Raw genomic sequence first — 23,183 nt, 5'->3', positions numbered from 1 at the left:
ATGCCATTAAATTATCAGAAATTTTTTAGACAGATGGGAATTGTAGCTGTAGGTGGTTCGTTGTTATTAGGGAGTGCTGGTTGTAGTTGGTTTGGAAGTAAGGAAACAGCAAAAAGTAAGCCAGCTATAACAAAAAAAGCAGATAAGAGTAAAACAGAAGAAAAAAAAGAAGATCTAAATAAAAAAGATCTTGAAGCAATTACAGAAAATGCGATACAAAGTCAGGATAAAGATGTTGCATACGTCCTAGACATTGATAAAAACAAAGTGAATTATAAGGATAAGACAATTGCAAGCAATCTTCAAAATGGAGATGAAACAACTTCTCGTGTTCTAGCTCTATTTGACAACGAAACTTCAGATAAAACGATTCATGATACAGCGAAGGACAATGTGGTTGCAGCTATTACAGATGGAAATCCGCAAGTGACAGTAAAAGGTGACCAATTTGCATTTGGTGATCAAAATACAGACTTGTCTTTAGCTAGCATTGTAGATGTGGCGCCAACAGATCCAGATAAGCCAAAACCACCAGTAGATCCGCCAACGGATCCAGATAAGCCAAAACCACCAGTAGATCCGCCAACGAATCCAGATAAGCCAAAACCGCCAGTAGATCCGCCAACGGATCCAGATAAGCCAAAACCGCCAGTAGATCCGCCAACGGATCCAGATAAGCCAAAACCACCAGTAGATCCACCAACAGATCCAGATAAGCCAAAACCACCAGTAGATCCGCCAACAGATCCAGATAAGCCAAAACCACCGGTAGATCCGCCAACGGATCCAGATAAGCCAAAACCGCCAGTAGATCCGCCAACGGATCCAGATAAGCCAAAACCACCAGTAGATCCACCAACGGATCCAGATAAGCCAAAACCACCAGTAGATCCGCCAACGGATCCAGATAAGCCAAAACCACCGGTAGATCCGCCAACGGATCCAGATAAGCCAAAACCACCAGTAGATCCACCAACGGATCCAGATAAGCCAAAACCGCCAGTAGATCCACCAACAGATCCAGATAAGCCAAAACCGCCAGTAGATCCACCAACGGATCCAGATAAGCCAAAACCGCCAGTAGATCCGCCAACGAAACCAGATAAGCCAAAACCGCCAGTAGATCCGCCAACGGATCCAGATAAGCCGAAGCCACCAGTGGATCCGCCAACGAAACCAGATAAGCCGAAGCCACCAGTGGATCCGCCAACGAAACCAGATAAGCCGAAGCCACCAGTGGATCCGCCAACGAAACCAGATAAGCCAAAACCACCGGTAGAACCGCCAACGGATCCGAAGAAGCCAAACACAGTTGCATGAGTTAAGGAATGAAATAAAAGGGGGATATAACATGTTCCAAACAAATGAGATAGTGAACATAAATGAAAATTTAAAGATTATTGGTCGTATTGGTACAGGTAAAACAACAATTTTAAAAGAACTTGCTACCAAGTTGGATAACGTAATGGTTTTAGACTTTATTGGTGAGTATGAAGATCTTAAAGAATTGTTTGAAGGAGATAAGTTAAATGTTATAAACCTGTGCAATCGAACCTGTCCGAAAGTGGAATTGAGCAAAGAAATAATCGATTTAGCTAAACAACATGACTTTGTAATAATTGATGAAACATTTTACTTATTTGCTGAAGAAGTAAAGGAGTTTTTATCATTTTTACAACAAATGAAAGAAGCTAATACAAAAGTAATAGCAAGTTTTCAAACATTACCACCAATAGAAATTGATATTGAATTTCCTCAATTCATCATGCTTAATCAATGAATACTTTTTAAGTACAAATTAGGATTTTGCTTGAAAAAGATTGTAAGCTGGTTGAATGCTCAACCAGCTCTTTTATTTTCTAAAATAGGAGGGGAACATGAACAGTATAAGTCCAAAACCGTCATTCAAATACAAACTAGCTGAATGGAAAGTACTCATCTCAATGAGTGCTTTTTTATTTGGTGGAATCTTCCTTATCGTAAATTTTCTAGGAAACATCATTGTAGAGTTAGTCAAGACAACATTTTCCGATCTATTACATCCAAAGCCTTTTCATATCGGAATAGAGGATCTGTATACCTTTCAACATCCGTTGTTACTCTATCTCGTATTATTTCTAATTGCGAGCCTTTGTACCATACAATTCGCCTACAAGGTTCGTTCGAGTTTTAAGGATTTAAATCAGAATCAAAAAGATTCTTCTCGTTTTGCAACACTTGATGAAGTGAAACGACAATATCGAGCGATTCCTGAAAAGACCGAACGATATGAGGGAAAAGGTGGTGTGGTCATTTCTAGGTATGATGAAATTTCGGTGAAATCTATTTTACGACAAGCAAAAAAAGTGATGGAAGCAAAAGGGATGGAAAAGTGGCAAGAAATTAAAAACTTAAAAGATAGTGCCAAGGCAGGAAGGCTACTTATAGATGATGGGGCTGTTAGTAATTTAATCATCGGGACAACGAGGTCTGGTAAAGGGGAAACCTATGTATTTCCAACAATTGATGCTTATTCCCGTGCTGAAATCCAGCCGTCTTTAATCGTGAATGATCCGAAGGGTGAATTGCTGGCGGCATCGAAAAAAACGCTGGAAAAACGGGGGTTTCATATTGAAGTTTTAAATTTAATTAACCCGTTAGAGTCGATGAGCTACAACTTGCTTCAACTTATCAAAGATGCCTATAAACAAGGTGATACAGCAACAGCCCAAACACTTTGTAATACATTATCCTTTTCACTTTATTACAATCCAAATGTGAAAGATCCATTTTGGAATAATAGTGCGATGAGTTTATGTAATGCATTAATTTTAGCGGTTATAGATAAATGTATCCAGGAAAAGGCAGAGGATAAAATTTCGATGTATGCAGTCGCAAACATGTTATCGGAGCTTGGTTCCAAAGAAATTGTAATTGATGCACAAGGAAATACCCAAAATGCATTAGATATATATTTTGAAATGCTTCCCGCTGAGAGTGTTGCGAAGATGCAATTTGCAACTTCTAGCTTTGCAAAGGGCGGGACAACACGAGGAAGTATCTTTAGTACTACAATGAGTAAACTATCCATCTTTACTTTTGATGGCATTGCGAAAATGACATCTCGTAATAGTATCGATTTAAAACGAATAGGCTTTGGGAAGAGCTTGCAAGGAAAAGGAACACCAAGGGTTCGTGTACAGATTATCTTCCCTGATGGTTCGAAAGAAAGTATCAAAACAGATACAGCAGGTCGTTTCGAACTGAATTTCCAGAAAAATGTAAAAAAAGGTCAGCGTATTCATGTGATGGAGAGTAAAACGAAGAAGAAAATGATTGTAGAGATCCAAACAATCAACAAGGATACAGGTGAAACAACCTTCAAAGTTGTCGAGAAACAAGATGGATTACAAATTGATAGCATTGTCATTTTTGAAAAACCAATTGCGGTCTTTATGATCGTTCCAGACTATGATTCTAGTAATCATGTCATTGCCTCAATCTTTATTAGACAGTTATATTTTGTGCTCTCCAAGTATGCTGGTTTAGCTCGTGGTGGGAAGTGTCATAGAGAAGTAGTGTATTTATTGGATGAATTTGGAAATATGCCTGCAATTGATGATATGGGGAATATTGTAACGGTATGTTTAGGACGAAACATCCGATTTAACCTCATTGTGCAAGCTCTTCCGCAGTTGAAAATGAAATATGGAGATGCAAGTACCACCATTCAAGACAATTGCGGGAATCAAATTTATATTCAATCGGGTAATAAAGAAACCGCAAAAGAAATATCTGAAAAGTTAGGGAATCAAACAATCAATTCATTATCTCGGAGTGGAAAAGGATTATCAATTGATAAGAGTAAGACAGAAGGGATTGACACGAAACCATTATTAACGCCAACAGAGTTAATGAGGTTCCAAGAAGGAGAAAGTGCAGTAATACGCTTTATGAAGCGTCGGGATAATAAGTTTGAAAAGATAGAGCCGTTTCCTGTTCTGAACCGAGGAAAAACGGTCATGAAATACCGTTGGGAGTACCTGGGAGATGACTTTGATACGGATCAATCCATTTTAGATATCGACATTCGTTCTTTACATGAATATGTGAATCCAAGGGATCTCATCATTGATTTCTTCCCAAAACAAGAAGAGGAGCCAACTGGGCAATCAGAAGAGCCAAAACAAATTGCACCAGGATCTGAACCAGAGCCTGTGCCGACGCCTTCAGAAGAAGAGTATGAGGAACCACAATTTGCGGATATTGATGAAGAGATTGAGATTCCAGAAGAAGCATATTCATCAGAACCAGTTGTGATAGTAGAATCATCTAGTGTTTTTGAACCACTTACCTTAGAAAATTGGGAACAAAAAACAGCAGAAGAATTCTTTGAAACACATCGTTCCATTTGGAGTGTGATTGAAAAGAAATGTATGAAGCAATGGAATAGACCATTAGCGGATATTCAGGCAAGTACAATGGAAAGCTTTATTGACGATTTGAAAATATTAGTGACGACAGGACAAATTGATAAGAATACGTATCGTTTGATTAATGGGAAATACGGTGAAATTATGGATAGTTTACTAGAAAAAGAAGGCGTAAAGGAGGAAGTATGATGCAAGTAACCAATTCCTTACAACAAATTTTACAAGTTTACGGAAATCAAGTAATGGCGGGGAGAGAAGTGATGATTGGACTTAGAAATGGCGTTGTGGTGTTACAGCCAGGTGGAACCGGTGAGGCACCGATTGTGATACGAGTAGACGAAGTGGATGAGTATCTTGATATAACGATACAAGAAGTATTTGAATCCTAAGAGAAAGTGGGTGAAACTATGAATGATGAGAAAGTCTTAGAAATACTAAAAACATTTGGTGAGTACTTAGAAATTGGTGGATTTACGAACTATATTCTCCGTTCGATTGGTTGGATGATTATTTTAGGGTTATCGTATCTGGTGGATGCATTAGAAGGAATTACAGATAAAATTTTGTTAGTCAAAACGTTATTTGCATCAGAAGAAGTACAATCTTATGTGCGAGATTTTCAGCCTCTCTTTTATGTGTTATTTGCGTTTTCGCTCATTTATATTGGATACACTTTAATATTCAATCGCAAAACAAATCGTGAACAGATTGCGGTGAATATTTTTATCAGTATGGGTGTAATTGTGCTACTAAGTACGGCAATGATGCAAGCAGATAAATTTACAGATAAGGCAATTAAGGCAGTGGATCTCAAGGGCAGTGGAACTACAAGCGAAAAGATTATAAAGGATGGTCTTACAGATGTTGCGCAGTTTGACATAGGGGAATGGAAGACAACCAAGTTAAAGGAACCAAATCAAATTCCACAAGAAAATATTAGAAGAATCGACATTTTAGAAAAAATTGACAAAGAATTTAAAATTAGTAAGGATAAAGAATTAACTGATGATGGACAAAAAATCTTAGAAAAGAAAATGAGTGTTGCACCAGATGGAAAAGAAGTACTGATAGATTTAAAAAATGGTTGGTTTGATTTTTGGCCAGATAAATATTACCGCTGGGACTGGGAGTTTTGGAAAATCGCTTCTTCTTTATTTGTAATTGGGATGACACTATTGTTTACAGCAATCAAACTTGGAAAATTGTGCTTTGAACTAGCTTTCAGCTACATTCTAGCAAACTTAGTTGCACCGGCAGATGTGGCAAATGGACAAAAAACTAAGCATATTCTGATGAATATTTTAAATGCGTTTCTTATCATGATTATGATTTTCCTTTCATTAAAGCTCTATCTCATCGGTATGAACTATATTCATGAAAATGTAAATGGGATTGCTTATGTAGTGGCATTAATTTGTTTAAGCCTTGCGGTTGTAGATGGTCCCGTTATTTGTGAACGTCTTTTTGGCATTGATGCAGGATTGAAAAATGGTTGGGGAGTCGTTGCTGGTGGATACGCACTTGGAAAGGGAATCAGTAAAGCAACCGGCAATATAGCGTCCAAAGCTGGTAACATGTTAAAAAGTACAGGTAAGGGCGCATTACAAGCAGGTGCTGGTGCCGCAGGAATCGCAAATGGATATAAAAATGCAGGGAAAACAAATGGTGGTGAACAAAAGGAGCAAAAGCAAGGAAAAGAACAACAAGGTAAAGAGAATGAAAAAGAAGGGAAAGAACAACAAGGTAAAGAGAATGGAAAAGAAGGGAAAGAAAAGCAAGGCGATGCCAATGGCGGGGCAAATGGAACCGGTCATTCATCTATACAAGATGAAATGAAATCGTCTGGTTTTGATAAAGAGGCTAAAAGTGAAGGGCAGGGTTCTTCAGCGAATGTATCCGGCGGAACGCAATCTGGAGGTAGTGGAACACCAACAAGTGCATCGGGGGGAAGTAAACCAGGAGGTAGTGGAGCACCATCAAGTACAACAGGTGGATCTCAATCAAGTGGTGGAGGAGCACCATCAAGTACAACAGGCGGATCTCAATCAAGTGGTAGCGGAACACCATCAAGTACAACAGGTGGATCTCAATCAAGTGGTGGAGGAGCACCATCAAGTACAACAGGTGGATCTCAATCAAGTGGTAGCGGAACATCTTCAAGTGATGAAAGTTCTTCTGGTTCATCTCGTCCGGTAGATACGGCACCAACTTCTACAGAAGATATTCCAGCACCACAAAGGGAAAACCGTACCATTGGTCAATATGCAAAGGATCGTCTCTCTAACGCATTTCATAGTTCTCCAACAGTACAAAAGACAAAACGTTCTTATCAGCTTGGACAAAATACAGGAGAGGGCTTACGAAACAAACGCCAAAATAAGAATGAAGGGCAAAATACAAATCAAAATCCACCCAAAAATCGTAGAAAAGATGCATAGGTAAAAACACAGTAAGCATACATGGAATGCTTATTTTTTTCGCTTGAAAAGGAGGAAATACAAATGGCAAACTATCGTATTCCAAAAGAAATACGAACGGAATTGAAAATCAACAAAGTGTTATACCTTTTTGATCTCTTGTTCATTATAGGGCTTGTGGTTTTCACCATGACAACGAAGCCTTTGGTTCATCCGATGTTTCAAATTCCCTATTATATATTTATGTTGATTGTAGGTGTCCTTTTAATTGTTCGTCCCAATACAAACCCACAAAAACGGATGTTTGAGGTGCTGTTTATTATGTTAGCTAGAAAACGTTCTACGTATTGTGCAATCGACCAGGAACAAGACTAAAGGAGGAAATGGAATGGCCTTATTCAATGAAAAAGAAATGAATAGAGGAGTAGAAAAGAAGAGTGAAGCCAAGACGTCCCCGGAGTTGCCAAAACAAGAAAAAAAGCCAGGGGGAGTCGTAAAAATAAAAGGATTTCAGGAAAAGAAAGAAGCACAATCAACTGTTGCTCCTTTGAAAGAAGAAGAAATGCCGGTAAAGAAAAAGAAGAAAAACTTAATGCAACATCTTGGAAAAAAGAAAAAAGATGTTGTGAAAAAAACAGCGAAGATTGACGAGGATTGGGGAAGCAAAGGGAAGACGAAAAAAGAGAAGAAAGCAGAAAAAGCCAAAAAGAAAGAGAAACCACCTCATATCAAAAAAAGTATTGCTGAGGTAATTCCGATTATTGATATGACGGAATCGGGTGTTTTTGAATTTCGAGAAGAACAAGGTTTTGTAGATATCTTACAGATCCAGGGTACAGATATTTATTCCATGAACGAGGAAGAAGCAGAATATGCGATTTATCACCTTGCACACTATTATCAATCATACCAAGAGTCTATCAAAATTGTATCGATGAACTTTCCAGTTTCTACGGAACCGCAACAACGTTTTCTACTGAAGAAAATTGAAACGTGCCAGAATCCGTTATATGAACGTTTCCTTGTACAAAAGTTGAAAGAACTACAGTATTTAGAGTGGGGACGTACCAATCGTGAGTACTTTTTATTCGTGTATGGTGAGAATGAATTTGTAGTAAAAGAACGGGTGGAATCGTCAAAACGGTACTTGCAACGATGCATCCCATTGTTAGAGATGGAAGAGGAAAAGAAGATAGAAATTTTATATAAATTGCATAATCAAAATTCAAAAATTGGTACAAAAAAATAAGAAGAGGTGATGAATGTGTCTGTACTTAATTTTTTAAAGAGAAAGCAAAAGAAAGAAGAGAAAAAAGAAAAGAAACTAATCAATAAGGAATTCGTTGCCCAGATTCAACCGCAAGGGGGCATTCAATTTAAAGAAGTATATGTTCAAGGTGGAGATGGATTACAAACTTGCATTCATGTATACGGGTATCAGACAACGGTAAATGACTTTTGGCAAGAGCCTATTATGAATATGCCGAATGTTATTACAACAATGGATATTATCAGTGACAGCCGAAAAGTCGTAATTGAATCGATTAATAAATCAATGGCAGAACAAAGCGTTCGACATGCGAACGCTAAAGATAATATTGAGCGAATTGAAGCGGAACAACAGTTTAGTGAGTTAGAAACGTTATATCAACAAGTATCAAAAGGAGAGGTGCTGAAGCGGGTACATTTACGTATTTATATTTCAGCACGGACGATGTCAGAGTTAGAAAAACAAGCAAAAGAGGTCATGGAAACACTTGAGTCTTACAACTTTAGAGGTGCTATCTTTTTAAATGAACAAGAATATGAATGGGCATCTCTTACATCAAGCTTCGAGATGCAAAAGAAATATATTAATAAACGAAATGGGAAAGAAATACCGGCTCTTTCTTTAGCGGGAGGGTTTCCATTTCATTTTACATTTCTAAATGACCCATATGGGATTTACTATGGCACTACCAAAACAAAGGGGAGTGTCATTTTTGATTTGTTCCATAAAGATAAACAACGAAAGAGTTATAACGGTGTTGTAATTGGAAAGATGGGTGCGGGTAAATCTACTTTATTGAAAAAAATCATGAGTGATAATGCGATGAAAGGATATAAGATTAGGGGCTTTGATTTTACAGGTGAATTTGAGGGGATTGTCCAGGAGTATAACGGGAAACAAATTGCATTAGATGGATCACAAGGGCAAATCAATCCACTTCAAGTGTATAAAACGGCAGAAACAGAAGAAAGTTCTTTTACGCAACACTTATCTAAAATGAGTATTTTCTATCGTTTTATTGCACCTGAGGCAAAAGATGATGAAATTAAAGAGTATGAAAATTTACTTCGTAAACTGTATGTGAAAAAGGAATTATGGAGTGATGAACTAGGTGTGCAGAATAATATTACCAGCTTGTCAGCGAAAGAGTATCCTATTTTCTCTGATTATTTGCATCTTGTGCGTTTAGAACTATATGAAAATCTAGAAACTGGAAAACACCGTTCTAATGTCAGCAGTACTCGTAAAAAACGATTAGAGTTAATTGAATTAAATTTAGCAAATTTAGTAGATAACTTTGGGCACTTATTTAATGGTGTTTCAACGATAGACGATTTCTCAAAAGAGCAAATCGTCTTTTTTTCATTGCGTCATCTCATGAGCTTAAAACCAGAAATTTATCAGGCGCAAATCTTCAATGTTATGAATTTAATGTGGGATGAAATGCTGGAAAACGGAAAGCCACAGTGGAAAGCATTTGATAGAAAGGAAATTCAATTTGATGATGTCATTCGTTATCTCATCATTATGGATGAAGCACATCATCTGATCAATACAAGTGAACGAAGCCAACATGCAGTGCAGTTTACAACTAAGTTTAGCCGGGAAGCACGGAAGTATTTTGCAGGGATTGTATTTGCAAGTCACTCTATCCGTGACTTTGTACCAGAAGATTCAAATTTAACAGCGGTAGAAGAGATTAAGAAGCTCTTTGAATTAACACAGTACAAATTCATTATGCAACAAGACAGCAATAACCTAGATATGTTACGGAGGGTGTTTGCGGGTCAAATCAGTACAAGTGAACTGAATGAAATACCGTTTTTACCAACAGGAGATGTTCTCTTATGCATCAGTGCTGTGAAGAACATTTTATTTAAAGTCGATGTAACAGAAGAAGAGTTAGCGTTGTTTGGAGGAGGGGCATAATTCATGCATCTTGTACTGAAGATTATTCCAAAGAAGTGGCTGATTGTGATCGCTCTTAGTCTACTCTTTCTCCTTGGAACTATTCTTATAGGAGCTACAATGGCACTGATCAGCGGAATGGAGGGGAATAAAAAACAAGGCAATATTACATACCCACAAGGTGGTATGGGGGTAGCGAATGTTTCGGCTGAAGTATTGAAATGGGAACCTACAATTCGGAAGTATGCACAGGAATTTGGCGTAGAAGGGTTTGTTCCCTTAATGTTAGCTCAAATGATGCAAGAGAGTGGCGGACGTGGACTGGATCCCATGCAATCTTCTGAAGGAGCTTATAACACAAAGTATTGTAAAGCACCAAATTGTATTACGGATCCTGATTACTCCATCTGGGCTGGTGTTCAGGAATTTAAGCATGCGATTGAGCGAGCGGGAGTAACGGGACCAGGTGATATGGATCATATTAAAACAGCACTTCAGGCGTACAATTTCGGGACAGGATTTTTTGACTTTATTTCTGCTCATGGAGGTAAATATACAAAAGAATTAGCGATTCAATTCTCCGCGGAAACATATCAGAAAGTAAAACATACGGGTATATATCGTTGTGTAAGACCTGAGATGATACCCTATGGGGCATGTTATGGCGACGCCTTATATGTGGATGCAGTGTTGAAATATTATACGCCTGGTGTACCAGTTAATGGCGGTGGAGGAAACGTAGGAGGCGGTTCCTCTGGTTCACAAGTTGCAGATGTTGGTCGACAATGGATTGGACGTTCTACCTATGTATTTGGTGGTGGACGTAACACAAATGACATTGCAAGAGGGATTTTTGATTGTAGTAGTTTTGTACGCTGGGCATTTGAACAAGTAGGAATGAATGTAAGTCCAATGGGAGCTGTAAGTACAGAAACTTTGAATAAAATTGGTACACAAATTTCACCAATGGAGATGAAAGCTGGTGATGTTATTTTCTTTGATACGTATAAACATGACGGTCATGTTGGGATTGTCATTGACCAAAATACTTTCATTGGCTGTCAAACAAATAAAGGAGTTTCAATTGAAAATTTATCGAATCCATACTGGGCTAAAGTGTTTAAAGGACATGTGAGACGTTACTAAAATGATAACAAAACTGGATAAGAGATTACAAGTTAAGGAGGCGGAATGAGTGAGTGAAACGAATGAAAAAGATAAAAGAAAAGTTTGGTTTGTAACGCTTGCAATTGTCATTGCAGGCGTTACTTTTTTGAACATCTTTTTGTATTCTCGTAACGATGAAACGGGTGATGTAAAGCAATTAAAAGTTCGTAACCAGGTGTTACAAGCTGAAAATGAAGAACTGAAAAAGAAGGTGAAAGAAACTCTTCCTTCGGAACAAGAACAAGAACGACAATCGTATCTTTCGGCAGTAGAGAAGTTTATTCAGTTATCCTTTCATCGAGAAAAACAGGGGTATGAAGGGCGTAGAGAACAAGCAAAAAAATTAATGAAGGATGAAGTGTTTCAGCTCTTTTATCCAACGGATACATTTGAAATGGAGGACACATACGTATCTAAGCCATCTGATATGAAGTTATACTTACAAGCTTATAGGGTTGGTGCTACTCAGGTAGAAGTGATTGCAGAATTTCAAAATACAGTGACGATTGGTGCAAATGGGACAACGGATAAAACAAAGAATGTTATGAAAGTAACGGTGCAAAAAAATCAAGAGAGTTGGCAAGTAACCAATGTAGAAGAACTAGCAGTTCAGATCATTGCATCTTAAAAAAGTGAGGTGTGGAGTAAATGGAAGTTGTAAATAATGGTGTGAATTTAAGACGTAAAAAATCATGGATATATGGATTGATTGCTGGGTTTATGTTTGTTGGTTTTTTCGGTTTTTTTACTTCGAAATTATATTTACCCTATGAAGAACCAGTCTATCATACAGAGCTGAAAAAGCCGGTTACTTTATTTGGAAATCGAACCATGACGATAGAGAAAAGAGCATATGATCCAGCTTCCCATACAATAGAAATGTTTCTCCATGTAGAGGGAGGAGATGGAGAACACTATCAATTTCAAGCACAGGAAAAAGCAAATCCAAATCTTCAATTACCAGTAAAAGTTGTGTATCAGGATGATAAAAATTTGGTTATACAAGTAAAAGAACTATCTCCAAAATGGCAGGCAGTTGCGCTCGATGTATTTGAAAAAAATAATCAGGATGTAACAGTAGAGACAAAGCAAAAGACTGAGAAAGAAAAGGAAACTTCAAAACAAGATGAAAAGCAAACGTTCCTAAAATCCTTCTTCTCCGACCAAAAGAAAACAGAAATAGAAGAGGGCATTTCACAAAAGAGTAAAGGCACTTATGCGAAAGTGTTTATCGGTATGGAACAAAAAATCTTAAAAGAAAAAGTAAAACAGTACGATGAGGTCATGAAACAAGAAACATCTAAACAAACACAGTGGCAAGAGCAAATCACGGAATGGAAGAACGATTCTAAGTACCAAACAGAAACAGAAAAAATGGAAACCGACGCAAAAATTAACTCAAAAGAAACGAATATTAGCCAGTCAAAAGAGAAGGTTGAACTATATAAATGGGAGCAAGGACAACTCAAAGAAAAGATTAAAAAATTAGATGAGAAGGCAAAAGATGTAGAGCGTTAATGAAAAAAGTGTAGTGTACCTTGAATGTACTTTCATGGTTTTTAGGTGTACCTTGAGTGCACTTTTAATAGATTTTTAGTGTACCTTGACTGAACTTTGGAAGATATTGACTGTACCTTGAGTGTACTTTTGGAAGATTTTCATGACCCCACGATTTTACTAGGCTTTGCCTAGTCCCACACCCTCGGTGGGGGCAAAAATCCCTTATGCTCTTCTCACTCTTGGGTGTAGTGTTCTGAACGAATGGAGGCGAAATAACAGATGGACATTAAAATCCGAAATTTGAGTCCAGTTGCGATCAAAAGATTAGATGAGATTGCAAAGAAGAAAAACATTTCAAGACAGGAATTTTTGAAAGGACAAATTGAAACATTGGCGTTTTATCGGGAACAACAAAATCGTGAATTGTATCTTCAACAGTTGTTAGAAAAAAATATCTATGTGATGGAAAGTTGTTTTGAAGCTGTAAAGGAAATGAATGCTTTTTTACAAATGATGACGCAGGATGATGAGGCATGAATCAATCAACAAGTCCTTCACAAGTAACAGTGACGCCTGGTGTGGTGACAGTTTCTCGTTTTGTTACTGCGGATGGAAAAACATTTCAGGATTATGTGGAGTATGTCGACCGAGAAGATGCGAAGAGAGAAGGTGAAGCGCATCAGAAAATGTTTTCTCTGTATCAGGATTATATGGGAGATGCAGAGAAGACATCTTCCCTCTTCACGGAGCATAGTAACGGTTTAAAGGAAAATGAAAAGAAGGATCTTAAAAAGGTATTTCAGTTCGCACAAAAAAATAAGAGTATCATGTGGCAAGATGTGATCACATTTGATAATCATTGGCTAGCAGAACACGGTGTGTATGATCCCAGGACACGTACTGTAGATGAAACAAAATTGATGGATGTCACTCGATTAGCGATGAAAGAAATGTTAAAAAGAGAAAAGCTAGAACATACAGCAGTTTGGTCAGGAGCGATTCACTATAATACGGATAACCTTCATATTCATGTCGCAACTGTTGAGCCATTTCCAACGAGAGATCGTGGGAAACGAAAACAAAAAACATTGGATGCAATGAAGGGGAAAGTGGTTCAAAATATTATGGATCGTGGTCAGGAACAAAAACAGATTAACGATTTGATTCGAAAGAGTATGGTTGCCAAAAAGAAAGAAGATTCCACATTCACATGGCGCAATCGAGAGTTAAAACCCTTATTTCAGTTCATTTATAAACGTTTACCAGAAGACAAAAGGCAATGGCAATACAGTTACAATACATTGCGGCCACTCCGTCCTCATCTTGATGCATTAACGCAAAAATATATCGAGAAGCATTATAAGGAAGATTATAAACAGTTTCTTCAAAAGCTAGATAAAGAAGTAGATGTATTAAAGAGAGCATATGGAGAAGGTTCTGGTGATAAGAAACGATATGAAAATTATAAGGAAAATAAAATAGAAGAGCTTCACAAGCGAATGGGAAATGCGTTTTTACAAGAGATGAAAGCATACGATAAAGAACGACAGCGCATTGATAAAATGTTAGACCGAAAGCCCAGTCAGCGAAAGAACTTTCAACAAAACGTTTCGATGCAGTATGCACTTAGGAAAATGGAGGGTGCGTTCAAAAGTGAATATGAAAGTTGGAAAAACCAACGATATTATGAACGTCTTGAGAGAGAAATCCAACAACAAAATGAGAGGGGATATGAACGATGAGTAAAGTAAGGCGTGTATTAAAGTTAGAAAAAGATACTGATGATTATCTTATGGTATTTAAAGAAGAACATAAAATTAGATACAACGGAGTCGCTTTAGCACAAATCTTTAAAGAGCATAAAGAAGCGAAACAACAAGAATGGTCGCTTCGATATATTACAGAAGTCGTGACAAAGCACCTTCATGAGGTGTTGAAAGAAGAACTTACAAAAATCCGACTTGGTACGAATAGTGCTGATAAAAATACACAAATGTTAATTGAGTTTATGAATGGCATCTATGAGCATGAACAGTATCAAGGAGTTTGTACAACTGATATTGCAGAAACAGAAGCAACAAAACATATAAGAGAAGTAGTAGAGGAGAGAATTGCACATAAACGACAAAAGAAGATGGATTATCAAGCTTCGAAAGGGCAAACAAAAGAAGTGTATGTTCCAGTGGAGGAGGTGAATTGATAAAGAAAGGATGATGTATGCAATGAGAAAGTTAGAAAAAGTGTTTGAGCAATTAACGAATTATGAGAAAGAATACAATCGTGGATTGAAAATAAATAATTAACAAAAGAGGAGAAGATAAAATGCTATTGTTCCATGAAGACATTGAACTAGGAATTATAAAATCTATTGGCGAAAGAGAAGTTACTTTTCACGTCGCAAATCAAGAAGTTACAATCCCATTAACAGAAGAGGAAGAGCAAGAATTATTCAATTATATTGAGCTTCCAGAAAATGATTTGCTTATTCCCATCAACATGAAAACAAAGAAAATATGTGTTCCAACTGATTTAGAAACATGGAATGAAGAAACGATGGATGAATTGATCGAAGCCTCTTCAAAGGGAGCGGAAAACAATGAGTAAAAAGCGTTCCCCTGTTTCATTTGAAGAGAAAAAACAAAAAGTAATCGCACTAACAAAAAAGATGGAAAAAAGCATAGAAGGTTATTTTCGTTCGCCAGAAGACTTAAAAGAGTATTTGTCATTTATGGCAAAGTTTTATCGTTATTCACCATCCAATATTGCATTAATACAGAATCAATTTGAGGGATCCAGAGCCGTGGGTTCCTTTTCTTTTTGGAAAGAAAAAGGGTTTACGGTACAAAAAGGTGAGAAAGGAATTCAGATCCTTGTTCCAAACCGGACAACAGCAAAGTTCAAAGATAAAACTGGAACTTGGAAACCAGTTGCAAAGGCAAGTGCAGAAGAGAAAAAACAGATTGAATCTAAAAATGTAGAAGTCAAACCAGGTCGTTTATATTTTTCTATTGGATATGTGTTTGATGTGTCTCAGACGAACGCAAAAGCTGAAGATCTACCTCGTATCTTTCCAAATCGTTGGCTAGAAGGAAGCGTAGGAGATTACAAGAGTTTGTACAAAGGAATGGAAGCTATTGCTGAAAAAAATGGTGTGGAAATTGTTGAGCCAAAACAAGAACTTGGGGTCGCAAAGGGGGTGAGCTATACCTTAACGAAAGAGGTTGCTTTGAATCCAAGGAATAGTGAACTACAAAATGTAAAAACGCTTCTTCATGAATTAGCCCATGCCAAACTTCATACAGTAGAAACACATATGAATTACACAGCACCAGAAAAAGAATTTCAAGCAGAAATGACAGCCTTTACGGTTTCTTCCTATTTCGGAATTGATACAAGCGAATATTCACTCGGATACCTAGCCAATTGGACAAAAGGAAAAGAGATGAAAGATAAAACGCAATTACTGAAAGAAGTACATGAAACATCGGTTGAGTTCATTGAAACGATAGAAAGTACTTTGGAGAAAGAAAACGAAAATATAAAAGGGAAAGAGGTAGATAATATGGAAAAAACACAATCAGTAGAAAAACAAACGGACGAATTGTTTGAACGTATGCCAGATGAGAAAGCGCATTTGGTTACAATCGAAGTGTTGTATAAGGATGCTCAAGATATGTATGGTGGAAAAATACACATGATGGATGCTTTTACTAAAGAGATTACTGACATACCAATACGGAAGGAAGAAGAACCAAATCAAGAAGGTTTATCTGTATCTTTAACGGAAAAAAACGGTGGTGTAAAAGATGTTCACTTAAATAAAATTTTGCAACCAGATTTATATGAGATAGTCCATAACTCTGTTTTTGATGGGAAAGGAAGTTCGTTTGTTGTACATCAAAAAGATGCACAGATTGATTTAAATGATCTAGTCAAAATAGGAATATATGATAAATGGATGCAAAGAGAAGTAGACTTTGTAGATAAAACTGAGGATCCAAAAGAGTTAACGTTTAGTGAAAAAGAAGTAGAGCTATATAAAGAAATGAAACAGGAAGGTTATGCGTCAATTGAGTCATTAGAACAAAAATTACAACCGCTTCCGCATACAGCTAAACATGTTACAGCTTCAATGGAAAAAGAATTAAGTGAAAAATATGAAGCATTTAAGCGGGCTCAATCTAATGAAACGGTGAACGATATTGATAGTATTATAAGTCGTGTACAGGTGGAAGAACGTTATTTTGCAACCAAAAATGTAGCAATTGATAATGAACTCATTACCCAAGAATCTGTTAATCAATTAGAAAGTAAAGTACAAGAAAAATTGAACAAAGAAGGAGTTACAGTTACTAAGCAAACCGAATCGAAAGTAGTTGATGGGGAAAAACAGTTTGAACCATTCTCGAGCTTTGCACAATTCCAAAATGTTGCAAAGAAAAAGAAACAAGAGGTGGAATTAGAACGATAGATGGCTTGTGTACACAATTTAATAAAGAAACAATGTCATCACTTATCGTTGAGAACGAGAAGTGATTTTTTATTATAAAGGGGGAAGTGAAAAAATGAATATACAAGAACAACTGAAGCAAGAAGAAACCAGAGAAGCCTTATATAAACAAGCAATTAAGATGACTGGTAAACAAAAAGAAAGGTTTCCTGAAGGGAATATGCATGAAATACAAAGAGGAGTTGAGCCTGGTGTGGCTCGTTTTGCGATTCCATCTGTAACAAGCGAAATGGACTGGGGGCAAGGAGATATTACAATTGATGTTCATCATGATACGGGGAAAGTGAGAGTATATGAACAAGAAATAGATGGTGAGAATTGGTCGAAATCTTCTCTTCGACTTACAGGAGAGAAGCAGTTGTCTGATGTGGTAAAAAATTTGATAAAACAAAGAACGATTGAGCGGCAAAGAATGGATGAAACAGCCAATCAAAAGAGGGAAAATCAAGTAGGACAGTCTTTCTCATCTCTAGAGCCATTAGATGAAAAGAATCATGTGGTGATGCCTAAAGCAATGCCCAAAGAGGCATATAAAGAGTCGTATAAGGAACAAATTTTAGAAGAGATTGCTCCTTCTCAGGATGAAATACGTTACAAGGAACAATACCAGGCAGAATTGCTTATGTTATTAGGAGTTGATAATGAAAAGGGATCAAATCCAAATAAACAAACCTCATCAAAAGAAAAACAGGATAATAGTCCAGGGCAACAAGAAGAAACGTATACGAAAAGTCGGGAAGAGCGTGTCAAAGAAATGAAAGAGTTTGAGAAGACACATTCATATCCTGAAGTATACCGATTGAAAAAGGAAGCTCTTCAGGAGTTAAAAGGAATGAATCTAACAGACTCCCAGCGGGAAAAGTTGTCCAGCATTGAAAAAGCCTTAGATCAAGAAAAACAAGAATATGATAAAAACAGTAAAAAAGAATCGAGCCAGGAGAAAGAACCAAAAAGTCAAAATAAATTCGCACAACTTTTTCATCAGTTTAAAAACGTAAAAAAGAAAGAGCAGCCAAAAGAAGCGAAAATGGAACATGCTAGATAGATATAGGTTGAGGAGAGTACTGTTAAACAGTGCTCTTCTTCTTTTTAAAAGCGAAAGGAGAGAAGCGAATGGTAAACATTGTTGAGATTGTAGATATTGATTATACGGGTGTATGGGCAGAGACAAGGAATGCTGAAGAACTGATTTTTATTCTGTTCCCAAAAGAAAAAATTCAACTGGCACGTGAAATATTGTCAGAGAAAAAGCAAATGTATGTCTTTTTGCAGAAAGATTGGGAATGGAGAAAGATGTCATGAATCCATGGTTATTTGCTGGCTGTATGTTGCTTGTAGTTGTGGCGATGAACATTTGTATATGGATGGCACAATGTGCGATAAAACGGTTCAAAGTAAGAAGAATGAAGCGTCAAAATTAAAGATGTTACATATATGAGGAGGAATGAATGGTGGGAAAAACATTATTTATTGCGGAAAAACCGAAAGTTGCATACGAATTATTGAAATCACCTCGTTTTCGAAATATGGAGAAGCATATGGGGAGTAAGCCATACTATGGTTACTTTGAGAATCATCAGTACATTATTAGTTGGTGTTCGGGTCATTTATTAGAGCTGAAGCATCCAGAAGAAATAGATGAGAAATACAAAGAGTTTAAGTTTGAGCATTTACCTATATTAGTAGAACCAGAGTATAAGGTGAAACCAGATTATATTGAGCAAATCAATATTTTAGTAGACCTGTTACAACGACATGAAGTGGATCATGTGGTCAACGCTTGTGATGGAGACCGTGAGGGCGAGCTGATTTATCGTGAAATGTATGAATATGCGGGTGTAAATAAACGACAATCTCGCCTCTGGCTTGCTTCGTATGAGCCAGCAGAATTAGAGGCAGGACTGAACCGATTAGAGCCAGGGGAACACTATGATGGACTTGCAAATTCCGCAAAAGCAAGGCAATATCTGGACTATCTTCTCGGAATCAATGTGACGAGAGGATGTACAACGAAACTTGCTAAAAATCAATTCTTATTAGCGACAGGGCGTGTGCAAATGTGCTTGTTACATGAGATTTGGCAACGTGAGGTAGCCATAGAGAATTATAGAGAGCAAACCTACTATAATTTGAAACTCATCACAGACAATGGCTTAGAGGCAATTATGAAGACAGACGACCAGTTATTAGATCCGGCTCCTTTGCAAAAGCTTGGTGCTAAATTAGTTGGTACAGAATTAACGGTAACGGAGTTTAAGGAGAGTACCAGAAAAAAGAAACCAAAATTGTTATATAACCTGACGGATTTGTATAAAGAGGCGCATTCGAAATTGAAAGTGAGTGCAGAGACCGCAAAAAAACATATTCAGAGTTTATATGAAGAAGGCTGGATTTCGTATCCTCGTTCATCGTCCAGGCATTTGCCAACGGAAAAGGTAAGCCGAGTACAAGAAGTATTCCAAGCCTTGCAGTCTACCAATTATGCGGATCTGGTACGGATGGTAGATGCATCTACCATTACAGAAAAACATGCCACATTTAACGACGAGCTGGTAGATAGTCACTTTGCCATCATCCCGACAACAAAACCATATGACGGGACCAATAGAAAACCATTAGAAATTCAATTATATGACCTCATTGTGAAACGATTTATTGGGAACTTTATGCCACCGGCTATTTATTTGGTACGTGAGGCACAGTTTATAGATCGAGAGGAAAACATATACAGTACAAAAGAGAAAGTGCTTCAAGAGAAGGGATTTTTAAGCGTATTTCATGAGGACATGGAAGAAGGTTCTGTGGAAAGCTTTCAAATCCCTTTTTTATATGAGGGAGACTCGTTCCAAATCGTAAAACATGACTTAATGCAGTCGAAAACAAAGAAACCAGCATTTCATACTGAAAGCTCCATTCTAACGTTTATGGAGACCGCCGGTCGTAAATTAGATGATGACCATTTAAAAGAGCTAATGAAGGGAAAACGTATTGGGACGGTTGCAACAGAGGAGACCTTTATTCCAAAACTTGCAACGAGAAATTACATCACAGTTACCAATGGCCAAATTCGTACTACGAAAATTGGTCGTGCATTTGTAGAAAAATTTCCGATAGATGAAATCAAAAATCCAGCTTATACAGCTGAAATGGAAGGGATGATTCATATGATCGAAAAGAAAGAGATGCCATATGGTGAGTTTGTGGAAAATACAAATACATTTGTGAAAGAAACAGTTGAGAAGCTTGGAGAAACAGAAGAAAAAGTGGCAGATGAAATGATTTTGAATTGGAATCAACAAATTGAAGTATGCCGATGCCCATGTAAAAAGGGGAAAATCCTTCATAAAGGAAATTTCTATGGATGTAGTAATTATCCAGAGTGTGAGATCCGTATGCCAAAAAAAATTAAAGAAAAGGCGATTCCTGAAACACAAATAAAAAAGCTGTTTGAAAGTAAGAAAACGGATCTTTTAAAAGGATTTAAATCCGGTGAGAAAGAGTTTTCAGCGTATTTAGTATTCCGAGAAGGAAAAGTACAGTTCCAGTTTCCAACGACAGAGGAGCTGTCTCTTGGGAAGTGTCCAGACTGTAAGAAAGGGGACATTCTTCATCGGAAAACATTTTTTGGGTGCACAGAATATAAAAATGGTTGTAAGTTCATGTTGCCAGCAAAAATCAAAGAAAAAGCGATTCCCCCTTCTCAACTAAAAAAGATTTTGACGGGGCAATGTTCAGACTTCATTCAAGGATTTAAAGGAGAAAAGGGTGAATTTACAGCGGCACTTTACTTGGATAAGGAGGGGCTAAAGTTTCGTTTTCCAACAATTGAGGATCGTACATTAGGGAAATGTCCGCTTTGTAAGAGCCGAGTGATTGTAGGGAAATCAAATTACTTATGTGAGCAGTATAAGAAGACTTGTGAATTCATTATTCCAGGGGTCGTGTCTGGAAAGAAAATTAGTAGTAACAATGTGATCAAAATATTAGAAAAGAATATGACCGATCAAATCAAAGGGTTTGAGTCCAAAAATAATGGGAAGAAATTTGATGCTCGTTTATCTTATAGCACGCAAGAAAAACGATTAAAATTCTTATTTGGAAAATAAATGATGTAGAGAACTGATACAAACAGTTCTCTTTTTTTATTCTTGAAACCATTCACAACAAGGGGAGGTGCCAACATGACATATCGACTGGCAGAGGAGGAAGTCATGAAAGCAAAAGATGTGGATTTGTTGTCGTATTTAGAAGCTAAAGGGGAGAAATTTCAAAAAGAGGGAAACTATTATCGACATATGGAGCACGATAGCTTGTTAATTCGTGACAATATGTATGCATGGAATAGCCGGGGAGAGAAGGGATATGGAGCGATTAGCTTTGCTAGAATGTACTATGGTATGACTTTTCAAGAAGCAGTTCGAGACGTGAATTTTGGTGATTATCCTACTTTTACATCTTCTAAGGAAGAAGAATCGAAACAAGATGAGCCCTTTCGTTATCCAGGGCATCTAGAAGTCCAGGATAAACAAGCCATTAAGCACTATTTAACTGATGAACGGAAGATTGACGCTCGTTTAGTAAATTGGTTGATTGGTCAAGACTTGATTGCACAGGATAAAAAGAAGAATGTGGTGTTTAAATGGCGGGAACAAGGTGGAACAGGAAATGTAGTAGGTGCCGAGCGTCAAGGGACGGTTAAGATGGAAAATAAGCGAGGTTCTTTTAAACAAATTTTGCCGAATGGAAAACCGCATACGGGATTTATGGTGGATGTTGGAAAACCAACATCCATTTATTATTTTGAGAGCCCAATTGACCTTCTTTCGTATTGGACGTTACAACAAAATCGACTACAAAATGCAAGATTAGTCAGTATGAATGGACTGAAGATGAAAACCGTTTTACGTACATTTAAAGAGGCAAAAGATGAAGGATTTCCCGTGAATCGCATTGTCCTCGCAGTAGATAATGATAAAGCGGGGAAAGAATTCACAGAAAAGATAGGAGCTTTAACGATTAATCCACGTGTCCAAATGCACCTTCCTTCCAAAGAAAAAGATTGGAATGATGTACTGAAGGCGGTCATACAATCAACAGAAAAACAACAACAATCTCATATACAACCGCAAGCACAGCAAAAGAAACAAGCGGTACCAATACAGAAAAAGGAGATGGAACGTAGTGTCTAATCTGCCAGTCGGGCAACTTATACCAGTTGTGCCTGTATCTAGCATGGTACAGGCTTTCATGTATGTTTTTATTTTTTATGTTCTCTTTCGTATTTATATGTTTGTTCATCGAATTATCCAAGAGAAAAGAGTATTGAAGATAATGGCAAAGTCAGGTATTCAGTACATTGATAAAATGGACGGATATCAGTTTGAAGTGTACTTAAAAGCTCTCTTTCGAGAACTAGGGTACCGTCCAGAGGTCACAAAACGCTCTTGTGATTACGGAGTAGACGTCGTATTAAAAGGGAAAAATCGTATTGTGATTCAGGCGAAACGATATGGGGTAAAGAATCGAGTTGGGATTCGGGCTGTGCAAGAAGTATATGCAGGGAAAGCGTATTATAAGGCAGATGAGGCATGGATCGTAACCAATAATGCATATACAAAACAAGCCGAAGAATTAGCAAAAGCATGTCAGGTGAAACTCATTGATCGTTTTGAGCTTCAAAAATTAATCAATAAAGTGAATCCAGAACAAAAAGCAGAAGATGTGTATTATCGAGTAGATCCGGCTGAACGGAAGTGTCCGGTTTGTAAAAATAAAATGATTGTGAGACAAGGGAAGCAAAACGGAAATAAATTTTTTGGTTGTTCACAATTTCCTACTTGTAAGCATACGGAACGAATTAACGCATGAGCTGGAAAAATTTCAGCTCTATTTCGCTTTTAGTAAGGTATTTCCATTTCTAAGTTAATAATTAGATTTTTGAACAAAATGGATTCTCAGATTTGCTTGTGTGAAGTTTTAACTTCCAGTCTAATGTAATT

At 37.3% G+C, this 23,183-nt stretch carries 22 protein-coding genes; all 22 read left to right on the top strand.

Annotated features, from left to right (window positions below; all coding sequences use genetic code 11):
* The 22 genes from MHH45_RS26915 to MHH45_RS26810 all read left to right on the top strand — a co-directional run bounded on the left by MHH45_RS26915 (position 1) and on the right by MHH45_RS26810 (position 23,052).
* On the top strand, positions 1–1,320 hold the full coding sequence (locus MHH45_RS26915) for a hypothetical protein (RefSeq protein ID WP_340863688.1): 1,320 nt from the start codon (positions 1–3) through the stop codon (positions 1,318–1,320).
* A gap of 31 nt (positions 1,321–1,351) precedes the next feature.
* Entirely contained in the window at positions 1,352–1,780 is a 429-nt protein-coding gene (locus tag MHH45_RS26910; RefSeq protein WP_240517027.1) for an ATP-binding protein, read from the top strand.
* Positions 1,781–1,877: 97 nt separating this feature from the next.
* The gene (locus tag MHH45_RS26905) at positions 1,878–4,601 is read left to right on the top strand and encodes a VirD4-like conjugal transfer protein, CD1115 family (protein ID WP_249922731.1); all 2,724 of its coding nucleotides are present in this window, start codon (positions 1,878–1,880) and stop codon (positions 4,599–4,601) included.
* The gene (locus MHH45_RS26900) at positions 4,601–4,801 is read left to right on the top strand and encodes a hypothetical protein (RefSeq protein WP_006097413.1); all 201 of its coding nucleotides are present in this window, start codon (positions 4,601–4,603) and stop codon (positions 4,799–4,801) included. Before MHH45_RS26905 ends, MHH45_RS26900 begins: the two co-directional genes overlap by 1 nt.
* 18 nt (positions 4,802–4,819) lie before the next feature.
* Positions 4,820–6,850, top strand: coding sequence for a pLS20_p028 family conjugation system transmembrane protein (locus MHH45_RS26895; RefSeq protein WP_088094461.1), 2,031 nt, complete (start codon positions 4,820–4,822; stop codon positions 6,848–6,850).
* Positions 6,851–6,913: 63 nt separating this feature from the next.
* Positions 6,914–7,204 carry a DUF5592 family protein gene (locus MHH45_RS26890; RefSeq protein WP_033798162.1) on the top strand — a complete coding sequence of 97 codons (291 nt, stop codon included), beginning with the start codon at positions 6,914–6,916 and terminating at the stop codon, positions 7,202–7,204.
* A 13-nt stretch (positions 7,205–7,217) separates the two neighbouring features.
* A complete protein-coding gene (locus tag MHH45_RS26885; protein WP_088094462.1) occupies positions 7,218–8,078 on the top strand; it encodes a hypothetical protein in 861 nt (286 codons plus the stop codon).
* Between the two features lie 9 nt (positions 8,079–8,087).
* Positions 8,088–10,028 (top strand): VirB4 family type IV secretion system protein, encoded by a 1,941-nt coding sequence (locus tag MHH45_RS26880; protein WP_088094463.1) that lies wholly within the window; start codon positions 8,088–8,090, stop codon positions 10,026–10,028.
* Between the two features lie 3 nt (positions 10,029–10,031).
* Complete coding sequence (locus MHH45_RS26875) at positions 10,032–11,153, top strand: bifunctional lytic transglycosylase/C40 family peptidase (RefSeq protein ID WP_088094464.1); 1,122 nt, start codon at positions 10,032–10,034, stop codon at positions 11,151–11,153.
* Positions 11,154–11,202: 49 nt separating this feature from the next.
* On the top strand, positions 11,203–11,802 hold the full coding sequence (locus tag MHH45_RS26870; protein ID WP_088094465.1) for a MerR family transcriptional regulator: 600 nt from the start codon (positions 11,203–11,205) through the stop codon (positions 11,800–11,802).
* 20 nt (positions 11,803–11,822) lie between these two features.
* Positions 11,823–12,692, top strand: coding sequence for a hypothetical protein (locus MHH45_RS26865; RefSeq protein ID WP_088094466.1), 870 nt, complete (start codon positions 11,823–11,825; stop codon positions 12,690–12,692).
* A gap of 261 nt (positions 12,693–12,953) precedes the next feature.
* Positions 12,954–13,211, top strand: coding sequence for a hypothetical protein (locus tag MHH45_RS26860; protein WP_088094467.1), 258 nt, complete (start codon positions 12,954–12,956; stop codon positions 13,209–13,211).
* A complete protein-coding gene (gene mobP2 / locus MHH45_RS26855; protein ID WP_088094468.1) occupies positions 13,208–14,416 on the top strand; it encodes a MobP2 family relaxase in 1,209 nt (402 codons plus the stop codon). The genes MHH45_RS26860 and mobP2 overlap by 4 nt, the downstream gene beginning before the upstream one ends.
* Entirely contained in the window at positions 14,413–14,874 is a 462-nt protein-coding gene (locus MHH45_RS26850) for a hypothetical protein (protein ID WP_088094469.1), read from the top strand. The genes mobP2 and MHH45_RS26850 overlap by 4 nt, the downstream gene beginning before the upstream one ends.
* Positions 14,875–14,996: 122 nt before the next feature.
* Positions 14,997–15,278: a hypothetical protein gene (locus MHH45_RS26845; RefSeq protein ID WP_033798170.1), complete on the top strand. Its 282-nt coding sequence runs from the start codon at positions 14,997–14,999 to the stop codon at positions 15,276–15,278.
* Positions 15,271–17,145 (top strand): ImmA/IrrE family metallo-endopeptidase, encoded by a 1,875-nt coding sequence (locus MHH45_RS26840; protein ID WP_088094470.1) that lies wholly within the window; start codon positions 15,271–15,273, stop codon positions 17,143–17,145. Before MHH45_RS26845 ends, MHH45_RS26840 begins: the two co-directional genes overlap by 8 nt.
* Positions 17,146–17,239: 94 nt before the next feature.
* Complete coding sequence (locus MHH45_RS26835; RefSeq protein WP_088094471.1) at positions 17,240–18,229, top strand: hypothetical protein; 990 nt, start codon at positions 17,240–17,242, stop codon at positions 18,227–18,229.
* Between the two features lie 68 nt (positions 18,230–18,297).
* On the top strand, positions 18,298–18,486 hold the full coding sequence (locus tag MHH45_RS26830; protein WP_088094483.1) for a hypothetical protein: 189 nt from the start codon (positions 18,298–18,300) through the stop codon (positions 18,484–18,486).
* Entirely contained in the window at positions 18,483–18,605 is a 123-nt protein-coding gene (locus MHH45_RS26825) for a hypothetical protein (protein WP_018768250.1), read from the top strand. The genes MHH45_RS26830 and MHH45_RS26825 overlap by 4 nt, the downstream gene beginning before the upstream one ends.
* 30 nt (positions 18,606–18,635) lie before the next feature.
* Complete coding sequence (locus tag MHH45_RS26820; RefSeq protein WP_088094482.1) at positions 18,636–21,290, top strand: type IA DNA topoisomerase; 2,655 nt, start codon at positions 18,636–18,638, stop codon at positions 21,288–21,290.
* A 75-nt stretch (positions 21,291–21,365) separates the two neighbouring features.
* Positions 21,366–22,373 (top strand): DUF3991 and toprim domain-containing protein, encoded by a 1,008-nt coding sequence (locus MHH45_RS26815; RefSeq protein ID WP_088094472.1) that lies wholly within the window; start codon positions 21,366–21,368, stop codon positions 22,371–22,373.
* Complete coding sequence (locus MHH45_RS26810; protein ID WP_430732671.1) at positions 22,366–23,052, top strand: restriction endonuclease; 687 nt, start codon at positions 22,366–22,368, stop codon at positions 23,050–23,052. The genes MHH45_RS26815 and MHH45_RS26810 overlap by 8 nt, the downstream gene beginning before the upstream one ends.
* Positions 23,053–23,183: the final 131 nt, after the last annotated feature.

The organism is Bacillus sp. FSL K6-0042 (assembly GCF_038006685.1).
In the GTDB taxonomy this organism is placed as follows: Bacteria; Bacillota; Bacilli; order Bacillales; family Bacillaceae_G; genus Bacillus_A; species Bacillus_A pseudomycoides.
Note: the sequence above shows the minus strand (reverse complement) of the source record. Positions and strands in the feature narration are given on the sequence as shown.